The organism is Mastigocoleus testarum BC008 (assembly GCF_001456025.1).
In the GTDB taxonomy this organism is placed as follows: domain Bacteria; phylum Cyanobacteriota; class Cyanobacteriia; order Cyanobacteriales; family Nostocaceae; genus Mastigocoleus; species Mastigocoleus testarum.
Genome location: NZ_LMTZ01000083.1, coordinates 73,540 through 86,731, shown reverse-complemented (window position 1 = coordinate 86,731; position 13,192 = coordinate 73,540). Strand labels below are relative to the sequence as shown.

General features: G+C 38.7%; 18 protein-coding genes. 5 read left to right on the top strand and 13 right to left on the bottom strand.

The features are described 5' to 3' along the window. Positions 1-5 precede the first annotated feature (5 nt). Genes BC008_RS13125 through BC008_RS13105 form a run of 5 tightly spaced genes read right to left on the bottom strand, consistent with a single transcriptional unit; the run spans position 6 to position 5,117 of the window. Complete coding sequence (locus BC008_RS13125; protein ID WP_027843491.1) at positions 6-1,892, bottom strand: ATP-binding protein; 1,887 nt, start codon at positions 1,890-1,892, stop codon at positions 6-8. A gap of 22 nt (positions 1,893-1,914) precedes the next feature. After that, positions 1,915-2,973, bottom strand: a complete 1,059-nt coding sequence (locus BC008_RS13120) for a hypothetical protein (protein ID WP_027843492.1) — start codon at positions 2,971-2,973, stop codon at positions 1,915-1,917. Between the two features lie 19 nt (positions 2,974-2,992). Further along, the gene (locus BC008_RS13115) at positions 2,993-3,787 is read right to left on the bottom strand and encodes an ImmA/IrrE family metallo-endopeptidase (RefSeq protein WP_027843493.1); all 795 of its coding nucleotides are present in this window, start codon (positions 3,785-3,787) and stop codon (positions 2,993-2,995) included. Beyond that, a complete protein-coding gene (locus tag BC008_RS13110; RefSeq protein ID WP_027843494.1) occupies positions 3,788-4,444 on the bottom strand; it encodes a hypothetical protein in 657 nt (218 codons plus the stop codon). A gap of 1 nt (position 4,445) precedes the next feature. Next, a complete protein-coding gene (locus tag BC008_RS13105; RefSeq protein ID WP_027843495.1) occupies positions 4,446-5,117 on the bottom strand; it encodes an RNA polymerase sigma factor in 672 nt (223 codons plus the stop codon). Between the two features lie 517 nt (positions 5,118-5,634). Between BC008_RS13105 and psaI the strand changes: the two genes are divergently transcribed. Next, positions 5,635-5,745 carry a photosystem I reaction center subunit VIII gene (gene psaI / locus BC008_RS46415; protein WP_072207711.1) on the top strand — a complete coding sequence of 37 codons (111 nt, stop codon included), beginning with the start codon at positions 5,635-5,637 and terminating at the stop codon, positions 5,743-5,745. Positions 5,746-6,153: 408 nt separating this feature from the next. On the opposite strand, the gene BC008_RS46410 is transcribed toward psaI, so the two are convergent. From BC008_RS46410 to psbE, 4 genes are all read right to left on the bottom strand, one after another. Continuing rightward, positions 6,154-6,273 carry a photosystem II reaction center protein J gene (locus tag BC008_RS46410; protein ID WP_072207712.1) on the bottom strand — a complete coding sequence of 40 codons (120 nt, stop codon included), beginning with the start codon at positions 6,271-6,273 and terminating at the stop codon, positions 6,154-6,156. 422 nt (positions 6,274-6,695) lie between these two features. Next, positions 6,696-6,815, bottom strand: coding sequence for a photosystem II reaction center protein L (locus BC008_RS46405; protein WP_072207713.1), 120 nt, complete (start codon positions 6,813-6,815; stop codon positions 6,696-6,698). A 9-nt stretch (positions 6,816-6,824) separates the two neighbouring features. Beyond that, positions 6,825-6,962: a cytochrome b559 subunit beta gene (gene psbF, locus BC008_RS13090; protein ID WP_058183539.1), complete on the bottom strand. Its 138-nt coding sequence runs from the start codon at positions 6,960-6,962 to the stop codon at positions 6,825-6,827. Between the two features lie 15 nt (positions 6,963-6,977). Then, positions 6,978-7,226 (bottom strand): cytochrome b559 subunit alpha, encoded by a 249-nt coding sequence (gene psbE, locus BC008_RS13085; protein WP_058183540.1) that lies wholly within the window; start codon positions 7,224-7,226, stop codon positions 6,978-6,980. A gap of 32 nt (positions 7,227-7,258) precedes the next feature. Between psbE and BC008_RS46400 the strand changes: the two genes are divergently transcribed. Next, positions 7,259-7,474: a hypothetical protein gene (locus BC008_RS46400; RefSeq protein ID WP_161938105.1), complete on the top strand. Its 216-nt coding sequence runs from the start codon at positions 7,259-7,261 to the stop codon at positions 7,472-7,474. Positions 7,475-7,733: 259 nt separating this feature from the next. Here the strand turns inward: BC008_RS46400 and BC008_RS13080 are convergent, their stop codons facing one another. After that, positions 7,734-8,783, bottom strand: a complete 1,050-nt coding sequence (locus tag BC008_RS13080) for a photosynthesis system II assembly factor Ycf48 (RefSeq protein ID WP_036269430.1) — start codon at positions 8,781-8,783, stop codon at positions 7,734-7,736. 421 nt (positions 8,784-9,204) lie between these two features. Beyond that, a complete protein-coding gene (locus BC008_RS13075) occupies positions 9,205-9,537 on the bottom strand; it encodes a rubredoxin (protein WP_027846561.1) in 333 nt (110 codons plus the stop codon). Between the two features lie 213 nt (positions 9,538-9,750). Here BC008_RS13075 and ndhC point away from each other — a divergent pair, with 213 nt between their 5' ends. The 3 genes from ndhC to BC008_RS13060 are packed head-to-tail and all read left to right on the top strand — an operon-like array spanning position 9,751 to position 11,349. Continuing rightward, positions 9,751-10,113: a photosynthetic/respiratory NAD(P)H-quinone oxidoreductase subunit C gene (gene ndhC, locus BC008_RS13070; RefSeq protein ID WP_027846562.1), complete on the top strand. Its 363-nt coding sequence runs from the start codon at positions 9,751-9,753 to the stop codon at positions 10,111-10,113. Continuing rightward, positions 10,104-10,829, top strand: coding sequence for an NADH dehydrogenase subunit K (locus tag BC008_RS13065; protein WP_027846563.1), 726 nt, complete (start codon positions 10,104-10,106; stop codon positions 10,827-10,829). Before ndhC ends, BC008_RS13065 begins: the two co-directional genes overlap by 10 nt. Next, the gene (locus BC008_RS13060; RefSeq protein ID WP_027846564.1) at positions 10,822-11,349 is read left to right on the top strand and encodes an NAD(P)H-quinone oxidoreductase subunit J; all 528 of its coding nucleotides are present in this window, start codon (positions 10,822-10,824) and stop codon (positions 11,347-11,349) included. Before BC008_RS13065 ends, BC008_RS13060 begins: the two co-directional genes overlap by 8 nt. Before the next feature lie 228 nt (positions 11,350-11,577). Here the strand turns inward: BC008_RS13060 and BC008_RS13055 are convergent, their stop codons facing one another. After that, entirely contained in the window at positions 11,578-12,207 is a 630-nt protein-coding gene (locus tag BC008_RS13055; protein ID WP_153009566.1) for a PEP-CTERM sorting domain-containing protein, read from the bottom strand. 488 nt (positions 12,208-12,695) lie between these two features. Next, positions 12,696-13,028 carry a hypothetical protein gene (locus BC008_RS13050; protein WP_027846565.1) on the bottom strand — a complete coding sequence of 111 codons (333 nt, stop codon included), beginning with the start codon at positions 13,026-13,028 and terminating at the stop codon, positions 12,696-12,698. Positions 13,029-13,192: the final 164 nt, after the last annotated feature.

Sequence of the window (13,192 nt, the reverse complement as noted above, 5' to 3'; positions counted from 1 at the left end):
CCCTGCTAAAAAGTAGCAATATCATCGTCGTCTTCTTCTACGCTTGTTGCTTCCACATCGATCGCGGGATTACCTGTTGCTTCTTGAGGATTCATAGCCCAAGGAGGAAGTGGAACTCGAACGTGCATCGGTTCGTTGTCCTGAATCACCATTTTTTCGCTAACAGTGAGTTCTGCTGCTTTGCGCTGGTTACTTTTACTCAAAAAACGCCAGATTGATTGGGAAAGTTCGAGACTTCCGCTACGACCAATGACACGAATACTTGCGTTTTCAATTACTTTTTCGGAAACCTTTGAGGCTTGTTGTTGAGCGCCGAGTAAAATGATTCCTTGCGATCGCATTTCGGCTGCAACAGTTTCTATCAGTCGGGTAATTGGATCTTTGGAACCACGGGGAGCAAAACGGTTAAGTTCATCTAAAGCAATTAAGTAAACTAAACCTTCAACCCGATTGGTTCCAGTACGCTCGTTGATTAATTGTTGGAGAATTGTGGCGACAACAAACCTTTGTAAAGATGGAATCCGTGTCAGAGCGTTTAAATCAACAACCATCGGGTCTGTTGTTTGTCGTTTTCCTAAGTCCAGGGGATTACCTTTTTGGTCGTTACGTCGAAGTATGCCATTTGCTTCATTTACTAATAAGAAAAGTTTGCGCCGTAACTTACTCCAAGTAGCTCTGTGATGGTCGGGGGATAATTGATCGCGATTTCCTTTATCTGACACCCAATCTAAAAGTTCTTGAAAAGTTCGAGGTAGATTAGATGATTGACTTCGTAAACTGCGCGTGACACTACCATCTTTTTCCAGCTTTTCATCTGTCAGGTGAGCTTCCAAATCTAAAACTAAAGCTCTAAAGTTATCATTAACGGAGTCATCATCAGCAAATAGGTAACTAAATAAACCTTTTTCAATAATGTTGCTCAGACTCCAACTGTAAGACTGCACTTTACTACGACATCCGGTTGTAACTGCTGTATCTCCACTGGGAATTTGTGGAGCAAAAAAGCTCGCATTTTCAAAAGGTCTTGGTTCTTCGACACCCAATATTTGCCAGTCCGTACGATGTTCTTCTGGTTTATACTTATTACTCCAACGATTAATATGAAATAAATCGTAGCCTTTAACGTTGAGAATGATAGGGACTACTATTAAGGGATTTGGATCCGATGGATATTCTTCAGCACGACGACGGGCTTTCCGTAATAATTGGTAAATAACAAATAACAGAAAACTGGATTTTGTTCCTCTACCGGCGACACCGTTAACATTCATATGACCGCCATTAATACCCAGTAGATAATCCAGGTCTATCATTCCCGGTCCTGCGATCGCGCTTCCACCGTTTTTGATCGAACCAACTGCTAGAGAATTATCAATTTCATCTGCTCTGTAAGCACGTCGAGCATCATTCTCATCCCCTAAGAAAACTGAACTTTGTTCTAAGGGTGGAGCTAAAACAGGAGGTTCAGTACGTAAAATTGTTGCAGTGGCAAAAGTAACACCTTCACTGCGAAACTCTGGTTTGTAATCAACATCGCCGTCAAAAGCGTCAAATTCTTCGCCGATATCTTTTTTACGGCTTTGTCGGTAAACCTCTTCTACGATTGCGTAAAAATTTATCACCTTACCGCCAACATGACTTTCAGTACGAACTATTTGAGTTTTTTCCACCAACTCGTCTCGTCGTACCCAAAAATGAAACTCTTCTGAGGTCGATTCTTTGTGGGGTGGTGATGCTACTTTACCGATAATTTTGGCACCAGTACCAGGAGTACTACTAGATAAATTTATTTCTTCGGCGTTATTGGTCTGAGATATATTTCTATGAGAACTATTCCCATGAGAACCATTTCCATTGATATCAAATTCCGGAGTTAATACTTCATCACTCATATTAGTTATTTATTTTGATACTTTATAAATGTGTTAAACGATAAAAACGATTTGACAAGATACTTAATGGTTGAAAAAGAGAACCTAAACTCTCTTCCGCTCGCACAATCGGATGTAAAGAGATCGCAGCACGTCCGTAACTACGCTCTCGACAACGGTACTCATATATAGTTCGGGATAACTTATCCACAAAATCCCAATCATGCTTGTGATGTTTCTCAAACCAAACTTTTGACGCTTCCACGCGAACAATTCCCGTAGTGGGAGTTGTCCCACCACTTCCAGAAAGACGAACAAACCAAGAAATAACATCACACCATCCTTTTGATATATTAAAAACTGGTGTGCGTTGACCAACTTCTAGCCCGTAAAGAACCTGTATTCCTTTAATATGCAAGTAGTTTTGGCGCTGGGTTTTAATCACACCAAAAACTGGTGATTTGTCGATATCAAAATCTCTCGTTCTTGATTGCAATAGTCCATCTATCACAGTAGGTTCGCCACTACCATGGGAAAACGCATATCCTTCTAACGCTTTCATTTCCGTGTTAGATTTCTCGTTGGTTCGCTTTCGCATAGTTTCAAAATCGTAGGAAGCTATCCCACCAGGAGGGCGAACTGTTAGTAAACGAAATCCATTATCTTGTAAAGCAGCAGCAAAACTTTCTACTTCCGTCCAAGGGAAAAGGTCTACAGCCATTGAGACTACACGATCAACAACCTCAAATTCGCGCCGACATTCCCCATTTTCTACCCGCATGGCGATACTACCAATTTGGGAAAGGCGGATTGGAACTAATTGACCGCTGGGAGAACGCACTGAAGCGATGGTTTCCCCCACATCTTTACCATCTATAAAGTGAGTTGGTCGTTCGCTCCATTTACTAGGTCGCCATTTGGGTGAAGTATTTAAATTAATTGGCTCCCAATCAACTGCACGGGGTCTTACTTCATAATTTAAATTCACGTTTTCTGGAATTTGCTCTAAGTCTTCATCAGTTTCTTCTTCCACAAAAGGAAACTGTGCATCATATTGCTCGACACGACAACCGCCATAGTTTTTAATAAAATCTAATCCCATTTTTTTAGATATATCTATCTTATTTTTCAGTTATTTCTGAATTAGCATTTAAGAGTATTTCCGGTAATTGCAAATCTTCTAAGCGTCGTTTCATTGCTTCCTCACTGACTAAAAACTCGGTAGCCAATCGTTTAGCCAAAGCATCTCTTTTTCTAGCAAATCGACCGCAAAATTTTTTAGCTAAAGTCAAACAAGCTGTTGCTGGAATTAGAAGTTCAGCAGCAAATCGATCTGCTTCTTCTTCCATTTGTTTCTCATCTATCCCAAGACGATCGAGTACCACTTGTATCCCATTCGTAAAAGTAAATTCTGCCGTTGATTCGTCTTTACTGTCCTGAATTTCGTCATCATTTTCCTTTTCAACGTATAAACCTTCTGTTAAAATCAGAGGCTCTTTAGAAATATTTTCTTGGTGACTTTCCAGTAAAGGAAGAAAATGTAACAAGTAATGTCCCAATTCATGGGCTGCTGAAAATCTGCGGCGCGATACAGGAGCTAGATAGGGCTTTTTTTCGACTAAAATACAGCCATAAAAACAACCTTGATATTCCAGTAAATACAAATAACCAGCTAACCTTAAATTTGGATTTTCGCGATCGCTAAAAGGTGGTTTGTGTCCTGTTTCCGTTTCTAGAAACTCGGCAACATTTTTTATTGTCATATCTTTGATTTCTGCGACCCGAATTGGGTAACTTCTAATCAGGTCGTACAATGGGATAATACCCGGTTTAAGATTTTCTAATTCCAGCCCAGCTTCTTGATATACCATTTCTACAGACTGGGAAATGGCAGCACGGCGATGTTCAAGTATCATTTATGTTCGATCTATTCCAGTATCATTTTTAGTTTTTTTATTGATTGGTTGACGATTATTCGATAAGGTTTTGTATCGACCTTTTTGTTCGCGGGCTGCTGCTAATTGACCCCTACTGTGGCTGCGTCCCATAGATAAAGTAATAGCAGTATCTCGAAACATATCCAAAAAGCGTTCGCTAGCAGTTATTCCTAACTCAAGTGCTAATTTTCTAACTGCTTGAATACTTAGTTTGACTGGTAGTGGAACAGAACTGTCAATTAATTTAGTAATAACATCTCTATCTGCAGATGGTACGCGGTTGATATCATGTAAACGTTGAACAACATCACCAACTGTTATTGCTTTTTCTTCTTCGTCAATATCTTCAAAAACTAAAGGTTTGTCATCTTCTTGAATAACTTCAAATGCACTATGCAGATGCTTATGAAGCAAACCTCTAATAATTTGTGCATCAACAGCGATTGGCGTTAATTCTTCTTCTTCTTGGTAAGCTGAGTTAATTTCCGTAATAATTCGTTCTAATTCAGGGTCATCACAAGCAGCATCAAGTATTTGGGCTACTACTTCCATCTCACCTCGATCTAAAGCTTGCACATATAAATGAATAGCTTTCTCACGGGAGTAGGGGTGCTGAATTTTATTTCGTTTTCCCATCTTATTTGCCCTCCTCTAGCGAATTATTGCTTTGGGCATAAGCTTGACGCAATTGCGCGATCGCACGATGCTTTTTAGTGTAAGCTGCTCCTACGGTTGTCCCTAATGCCGCTGCTAAAGATTCTCCATCCAAACCTTCAACAAAAGCTAATTTAAGTACTTTTCGATAACTGTCATTTACCAAAGACAGCAAATACTCCAACATTTCAGGATCGGATGAATTTGATGAGTGGTACAATATCCCTAAAATTTCTTCTTCTGGGATAGAACCTGAATTTTGCTGTCTGATTTTACGAACTTGAGGAAGTTCTGCTATCGGTGTAATTCGCTTATTATGTTGGGTTTGTTGACGTTTCCAGCGTTGTATTTTTTTCGCTGCAATACCTAATAACCAAGGACGAGCCGAACGACTAGGATCAAATTTGTCAGCTTTTTTGAGAGCAGTCTCAACCGTTTCGTGTAAAACTTCTTTTGCTATTGTCTCTATAGAATTGCGATCGCAACTTTTACCCAACTTGTAGCCGAATTCTTTTATCACTCGACTTACGTAAAGTTGAATGGTATTTTGAATAAATTGCGATTCTTCCTGAACGGTCTGACATAGCAACTGCTGCTTCTGGAGAAGTTCAGGGTCGTATGATGGTTCAACAGATTGTCTTAATTGTCGTTTCAATGCGACCTCCCAAACATCACCCCTGACATATAATTGCCAACAAGGCGATCAGTTCTTACAGTCGCAACGAAAAAAAATTCCGCACTTTGCACATTCAATATCCTCCAAATATTCTTTCTAATATTGAATTGCCACAAGGTCACTAGAATCTTACATTCACAACCAAATTTTTTTTGGTGTTGTTTGACATTTAGCAATCAAACCTCAAATAGCATGTTGTATTTAATCTAACCAAATGAATCAAGCATTGCAAGGTCTATTTGCTTCTAACCTAGTTTACGGACTTATTGGTGGGTAAATAGAGCTTGAATACAAAGTGCTAATTCGGTGTATTTAAATAACTGTTAAAAACCCTGCGTACATATGCGCAACATCAATATTGAAGTGTTATGAAATCGAGCCGATGTATGCAAAAGTTTATCATATGTTAAAAATCTGAAATAATTTCCAAAACTTCGCAAAATTTGGAGTAAGCTCCTTTTAGGTATCACAGTCTAATTTAACAGGAAAACTTACTATGGCAGCATCTTTTTTGCCTTCTGTTTTAGTTCCCCTCGTTGGTCTAGTATTCTCTGCCGCTGGTATGGCTTATATGTTACTTTACATGGAAAGTGACGATATTTCATAAGCTAATAGGCAAGCAGTTAGAAATTTTGAATTATGTTAGGTTTCAACTTCCAATTTTATTACTGCAATCGTAATAACTTACAGTAACTCACTGTGAGATTATTGCTTTTGTCATAGAAGTTGATATAACATAACGTTTCTAGAGACGTTGGACTCCAGCGTCTCTAACTTATCTATGTTTATATTTTCTTTAAAAAATTAGACTTAAAAAATTAAGCTTTAAAAAATTGGGCTTTAAAAATTAGACTTAAAAAATTAGAAGTTATACAAACATTTTTGACAAACTGAAAATCCCCCAAGGAAGTGGGGGAGCTTCAACACCGCCTATCCAAAAGAGACAGACGGTTTCTAATAACAGTTTTTAAACAGTCGTGCTTAAAAATCAGTCTAAATATATATAGGCTTTAACTTATACCGAAGAACCAACTCCAGCATAAGCTCCGTAAAAGAAAATGCCTAAAACAGTAATTACGCCTAACCCTGCGACCGTAGCTACGATCCAAAGGGGTATTCTGCCACCTCCAGACACTTTTTTCTCCTCCCTATATTAAAAAGTCAACACTGAGTAAATTACTCACAACCAAGATTGAATCAGTGGCTGGAGTTTCCTGTCTCAGGAAAAGCCAAATTATACACATTACCAAAATGTGCCACTAGTCAGGTGGTAAGTGACTCATTTTCCTTTTCTGGTTTTGCAACCTTTATCAGCTTTAAAGCCGAACCCAGGATTGTTGCCCTGCAATACAGGGGCAGTATTAATTATTGAAGACAGTTATTTTCGTCGCGAATTCCTTGAGGGAAGAACGCGTCGTTTAGTACACCTATTGTACCTTGCCTTGGTTTTGTTATCTGATAAATTACACAGATAAACATGACAAAGTGGCAAATTTGGTTGAATAATTACCAGCTTTGTTCTGTTAAATAAATATTGAATATCAACAGTTATTTCAATTAGTTAAAGAAGTAACTGGAAAACAGAATACCTAGAACAAACACTAGTAAAAGACCTAAGAAAAGAGAGGTCCGGTTTAGTTCTACTGGCACATTATTAGGATTGCTATTTCTATCCATTGAATTCTCCTAGCGTTGAATAAACTGCATTGCTGCAATTGCACCTAAAAAGAATACGGTTGGCACGCCTAGGGTATGAACAGCAAGCCATCTAACCGTAAAAATTGGATATTGTACTGGTTGATTAATGTTATTTCCGCTAGTCATAGTAAAAGCTGCTTATTACTTAATAAATTCGTCAACTCGTTTTTTCGCATCAAAGCGATTATCAACAATAGGCACCTGTTCTTGACGTGCTTGGGTAAAGTATTCATCTGGACGAGGTGTACCAAATGCATCATAAGCCAAGCCGGTGCTTACAAATAACCAACCTGCAATAAATAATGCTGGTATGGTGATGCTATGAATTACCCAGTAACGAACACTGGTGATAATGTCGGAAAATGGGCGCTCGCCAGTAGTACCTGACATGAGGATTTCTACCTTTATTTATTATTGATGATGTGTTTATTATCCTACAAAGTTTAGAAAGTGTTACAAGTCGCAACGATTTTCTCAGAAAATTAGGGGATAAATTTGAATTCAGGAGTCAGAGGTCAGGAGTCAGGAGTCAGGAGTCAGGAGTCAGGAGTCAGGAGTCAGGAGTCAGGAGTCAGGAGTCAGGAGTCAGGAATCAGGAGTCAGAAGTCAGGAATCAGAAGTCAGGAATCAGAATTTAGAAGTCGTAGAGACGTAGCACGCTACGTCTGTACAGAATTCAGAAATCAGAATGTGACTGAGGTTATGTAATATCTACGCTACTCTTATCCTAGCCGCTAACAGACACCCTAATGTAAAAATCAGGAGTTAGCAGATTTGAATTGCAAACAGCTGTGCTATTTTTGACTGAATTGTGGAATCTGTAACTAATCCATTCTGTTCTTTCTCTCAGAATCGAAACCCCAAAATTAATGAAACTCCAGAGTTAATTCTGCAGAATTAAGCCTCATCTCCCTCAGATGGAGCCACTTCTGATATGTCTGGGTTGTATTTGAGTAAGTAACCACCGCGATCGCCAATTACAAAGCCTTGTTTCTCAGATAAGAAAACCACTTTGAAAAAATTAGTGGGTACTTCTTCTACAAATCTATCTTTTTCCCAGGTTTGTCCGCCATCAGTACTGCGGAGTAAATTAGCACTACCACCACTGAGCCAAACTTCATCAGGAGTTCTGTAAGCTACGTCTAATAATCCCCAACTAGTGGAAAATTCTGGATATATTGGTTCTTGCCATTCTTCGGGATTATTTGGTTCGCTAAACTGAATTTGACCGCCACGGGCAAGCATCCATATTTGATTATCTCCTGTAAAGCCCATATTTTCTACTTTCCGGGAACTGTTTCGATTATGGGGCTGCCAAGTCTGCTGTCCGGGTTCCCAAGTAGAATAGAAGTTTCCTTTCGCTGAAACTGCAACGTATCTACCATCTGGGGAACGTTCCATATTTCTTACAATACCTACAGCACCTTCTACCTGTGCTTTCCAATTTTTACCACCATTATCAGTTTGATAAATTGCACCTACATCGGTAGCCATTTCAGCAGTGTTTTCAGCTAAAGCCACGATATTAACTGGAGTACCAGGTAATTTTTCACTTAGAATAACTTGCGACCAAGAGCGACCTTCATCAGTGGTGTGTAGCATCAAAGCAGGTTCGCCGACAATCCAACCTTCTTGACCATTAAAACTAATGGAATTGAAACGATAGTTCTCATCGCCTAATTCCAAATTAATTTCTTTCCAGCTATTACCGCCATCTTGAGTTTCTAAAATAGTTGAATTTGCTCCTACCAAGTAGCCATGCTCTAAATTTTGAGTAAAAGCAATATCTAGTATTTTCTCTTCTGTGGGTAGGGCAACTACATCCCATGGATTATAGGCGATAGATTCTACTTTAGAACAACCCACACATAAAAGAATAACCAAGAAGAATCCGAATAATTGTTGCCAAATTTTCTGTTGCCAAATTTTCTGCTGCCAAATTTTCATTGTACAAGTACTTTTGTATTGATTAGTTTTTCTAAAATTCTCTTAAGAGATAGGGACTTTTCGACAACTGAAAAGTAATATCCTGGAATGCTATGCAGTTTCCATATTTTTCGCAGGATTGAATTCGCAGGATTGAATTCGCAGGATTGAATTCGCAGGATTGAATTCGCAGGATTAAATTCGTAGGATTAAATTCGCAGGATTAAAATCTCAAAATCTAGTAACAAGTTCATCAAAGGCAGACAGTACTTAGCCTTTGTCATTTCGGTAATGACATAGAACTTTACTTAAAGACAGTATTGTTGTAAGGTGTAGCCGAACAATTGCCACTAAATATCAATTCTTCTGTCTTATTATTTTCTTTGCTATCTCATAAGTTTTGATTAAACTGCTGCTAATCGATTTTTGATGACAGCGATTATTAATTTAAACCATATAAACTGAGAAAGAATAAGAAACCAACTGCTAAAGCACCAAAAATCAAGATATTTTTTTGCCCTGGTGTTAATTGATTGACGCCAAAGCCATAGCCAAGATTTTCTTTAAAACCTGAGGCTTGACCTTCTGGTCCAACATTGGTAAAAGCTTTTTTTGGAGCAGCACACACCGGACAACGCCACTTGAAGGGTAGATCCTCAAAAGAAGTCTCTGGTGAAATATCATTTTTGTCGTCTCCCTTGAGAGGTTCGTAAATGTAACCGCAAGCACGACATTCATACCGGTCTAAGGCGTTTTCAACAGCTTGTTCGCTCATGGTTCCATGTAAAATTTACAACTTGCAAAAAAAATATTAAATATACGTTACAAATTATGACATAAATATTAGTTCTATATATCACTTATAAAACTAATCAAATATCCGTCCAGCAGCTTTTCCAGCATTCAATAAAGATGGAGCATATATAATGTGAAAGAACGTAACAAAGTTATTCTATTTATTCCGATCCTTATTCTTTAGAAGCTTATTGTGTTTGTCCTCAGCGGTTACGAGTACCTCCTAGGCTTTTTAATTCTCTGCAGCCTAGTACCAGCTTTAGCTTTATCAGCTTCCAAGCTCCTGCGACCCAGCAGTCGCAATCCAGAACGGCGTACTACTTATGAATCCGGGATGGAACCCATTGGGGGTGCCTGGATCCAGTTCAACATTCGCTATTACATGTTTGCCTTAGTGTTTGTTGTCTTTGATGTAGAAACTGTATTTCTATATCCTTGGGCAGTTGCCTTCCACCGTTTGGGACTGTTGGCATTTATTGAAGCATTAATTTTTATTGCAATTCTTGTAGTTGCCTTAGTTTATGCATGGCGTAAAGGAGCTTTGGAATGGTCTTAGAAACTAATTCGAAACAAGACATCATTAATCCGATTGAGCGTCCTCAAGTAACCCAACAATTGTCAGAAAACATTATTCTGACTACAGTTGACGATTTGTACAACTGGGCAAGACTTTCTAGTTTGTGGCCCCTGTTATTTGGGACTGCTTGCTGCTTTATTGAGTTCGCAGCTTTGATTGGTTCGCGATTTGATTTTGACCGCTTTGGACTGATTCCCCGTTCTAGCCCACGTCAAGCAGATTTGATTATTACGGCGGGAACAATCACCATGAAAATGGCACCCCAGTTGGTGCGGCTTTACGAACAAATGCCAGAACCCAAGTATGTGATTGCTATGGGTGCTTGTACTATTACTGGTGGAATGTTCAGCATCGACTCTCCTACTGCCGTACGTGGTGTTGATAAATTAATTCCGGTAGATGTTTATTTACCGGGTTGTCCTCCACGCCCAGAAGCGATTGTTGACGCAATTATCAAATTAAGGAAGAAGATTGCAGATAATTCAATGCAGGAGCGGGGCTTAGTCAAGCAAACTCACCGCTACTACAGCACCACTCACAGCATGAAGCCTGTAGAACAAATTCTAACTGGCAAGTATTTGCAATCAGGTACTCGCGAAACTCCACCGCAACAATTAACAGAAGCGATGGGAATGCCCGTACCCCCTGCTTTGATGACTTCTAAATCCCAGAAGGAGGTAAATCCAGGTGGCTGAAGAATCTAAACCAGCAGCAGAAACAGAAGCATCTATTGTAGAAGCAGGTAAAGTATCTCAGTGGTTAACGCAAAATGGTTTTGACAACCATGAATCTTTAGAAGCTGACCATGAAGGGGTGGAGATAATTAAGGTTGAGCCGGATTTATTGCTACCAATTGCAACGGCTTTATATGCCTACGGATTTAATTATCTCCAGTGTCAGTCTGGAATTGACTTGGGTCCAGGTAAAGAAATTGTAAGCATGTATCACTTGATTAAAGTAAGTGATAATGCAGATCGTCCAGAAGAAGTACGCGTTAAAGTATTTTTGCCTAGGGAAAATCCTAGAGTTCCCTCGGTTTACTGGATTTGGAAAACCGTAGATTGGCAAGAACGCGAATCTTATGATATGTACGGTATCGTTTACGAAGGACATCCAAATCTGAAGCGTATCTTAATGCCAGAAGATTGGATTGGTTATCCTTTGCGTAAAGATTACGTGTCGCCTGATTTTTATGAATTGCAGGACGCTCATTAGAGCTGATATTTTTTTCATAAGAGTAGGCAACCGAATAATTTTTCACAAGTTGTAGAGACGTAGCATTGCTACGTCTCTATGATGTTTTTGGGATTATTAAATGGTAGATAAAATACGAGTCTGTCTACGCCTCTAATTATTTAATTGCGACAAAATCTTGTAAAAATTAAGATATATCGCCCTGTAAAATACTTAGTTGAGACTTGTAAAGCAAAGCACAACTTTATTTTATGCTTCCTGCTTTTGCTTGTGTTTTAGTGTAGATACAGTTCCAAATACACCAAATCCTAACAAACCTAACATTGAAGTGGGCTCAGGTATTGACCTTTTTTTGGGTGTTTCTTGTTCTTCCCTGTAGTAAACGCTAATGTGGGATACATCTTTAGTATTTTTACCTTTGAAATTAAATGCAGCTTTTTCAAAAGGTGACTCCCAAGTACCAGAACTTACTGCATCATTAAGTTGATAACCTACAAGCTGTGTTCCTTGTCCAGATTTGAACACAAGCATGACGTCGTCCCAAGTACTTTTAATTACATTTGATATGTCCCAACTGCCTGATTGTCCGTCAGATGTACCTTTGTAACCACTGTTACTACCAATTTTGCCACCAAACATCCAATCAGTATTGCCAAAAAAGCCTGCTTCATTAACTGTGAGGGGTTTATTGGGACTTACGGAATCCTGGCTGAAATCGTTGCTAATGTCACAATTAGAAGCGCCTGTGACATTATCTGAAATGTCATAACTACCGGTGGTACAAGATCTAAAACCTGCTGCACTAGCTGGTGCTGAAATTACTCCAAACCCTAAGACTGTTGTTGCTGCTACTGCTGCTAAATTATGAAATAGTTTCATGTTCGCGACGTCTTTATTAAACTTCAGGTTGATAATTTTTTGCCTATGTCCCAGTGATAATCGAGAATTAGTTATAGGTGCAAGAGATAAATCAATACTTAAACCAAAGCTTTAAAAACTAGAACTTTCAAACAAAAATCCTGAGCAACTGGTACATGCGAAGTGCTATTTGTTTCTATAAAACAAGATTAAAGTAAGTAATATCAATGTCTTACAGAACAATATATAGTTTATTTTTTGTATTTAGCCGTATTTTTGATTAGGCTATAAATTTTTATTAAGGTCGAATGTTTAAAATATTGTTTCGGATTAGCTTTTATTAAGTTTTTGGATTTTCTGGCAATTTTGTATTTTTTGACAGAAAAAATTTGTTCGCGTATCTTATGAGTCGCGAACATCAGTTATCATTAAAATTAATTATATTTAGATACTATCTATATCAGTTCAAGTGAACTTTGTAGTCACGTATCCACAATGGCGCTTAAGTTCTATTCTTCTGCTTTCTCTTCTTGAGATTCTGACGAAATTTCTTCAGTTTCTGGAGTAGTTTCAGGCTCAGACTCAGCAGAAGCTTCTATCTCCTCCTTTTCTTTAGGTTTGGGTGGCTTAGGAGGACGAGCTAAAGCAGGATTCACATACTGCTTTTCTTCATCCTTGAAGGAAGATTTTCTGCCCTTACCTTTGGAGTTTTTACGATTTCCTCGTCGTTCCCGAGTTGGATTGGAACGCTCACCTGTGGGAGTGGGATTGGAATTCCCAGAATTATCGTCAGTCTTTAATTTTGGCTGACGATCGGATTTTTTGATTGGGCGTTCTACCATTTTGAATTTATATTAATTTGTTTTTATGATACACACCTTTGATGATAACAGAAACCCTAATAAGGACATTGCAATAGAACTTTTCTACCACTAGCAGTTTCCAGATTGTAGAGGTAAACGAATCAGTATTTCTGTTTATTGGCTAGGTTTAGAGTTAAGAAGAT

Excerpts from the sequence above, each read along its gene's own strand:
- BC008_RS13125 (WP_027843491.1), bottom strand. The coding sequence starts at position 1,892 with ATGAGTGATGAAGTATTAACTCCGGAATTTGATATCAATGGAAATGGT.
- BC008_RS13120 (WP_027843492.1), bottom strand. The coding sequence starts at position 2,973 with ATGGGATTAGATTTTATTAAAAACTATGGCGGTTGTCGTGTCGAGCAA.
- BC008_RS13115 (WP_027843493.1), bottom strand. The coding sequence starts at position 3,787 with ATGATACTTGAACATCGCCGTGCTGCCATTTCCCAGTCTGTAGAAATG.
- BC008_RS13110 (WP_027843494.1), bottom strand. The coding sequence starts at position 4,444 with ATGGGAAAACGAAATAAAATTCAGCACCCCTACTCCCGTGAGAAAGCT.
- psaI (WP_072207711.1), top strand. The coding sequence starts at position 5,635 with ATGGCAGCATCTTTTTTGCCTTCTGTTTTAGTTCCCCTCGTTGGTCTA.
- BC008_RS46405 (WP_072207713.1), bottom strand. The coding sequence starts at position 6,815 with ATGGATAGAAATAGCAATCCTAATAATGTGCCAGTAGAACTAAACCGG.
- psbF (WP_058183539.1), bottom strand. The coding sequence starts at position 6,962 with ATGACTAGCGGAAATAACATTAATCAACCAGTACAATATCCAATTTTT.
- psbE (WP_058183540.1), bottom strand. The coding sequence starts at position 7,226 with ATGTCAGGTACTACTGGCGAGCGCCCATTTTCCGACATTATCACCAGT.
- BC008_RS13080 (WP_036269430.1), bottom strand. The coding sequence starts at position 8,783 with ATGAAAATTTGGCAGCAGAAAATTTGGCAACAGAAAATTTGGCAACAA.
- BC008_RS13075 (WP_027846561.1), bottom strand. The coding sequence starts at position 9,537 with ATGAGCGAACAAGCTGTTGAAAACGCCTTAGACCGGTATGAATGTCGT.
- BC008_RS13065 (WP_027846563.1), top strand. The coding sequence starts at position 10,104 with ATGGTCTTAGAAACTAATTCGAAACAAGACATCATTAATCCGATTGAG.
- BC008_RS13055 (WP_153009566.1), bottom strand. The coding sequence starts at position 12,207 with ATGAAACTATTTCATAATTTAGCAGCAGTAGCAGCAACAACAGTCTTA.
- BC008_RS13050 (WP_027846565.1), bottom strand. The coding sequence starts at position 13,028 with ATGGTAGAACGCCCAATCAAAAAATCCGATCGTCAGCCAAAATTAAAG.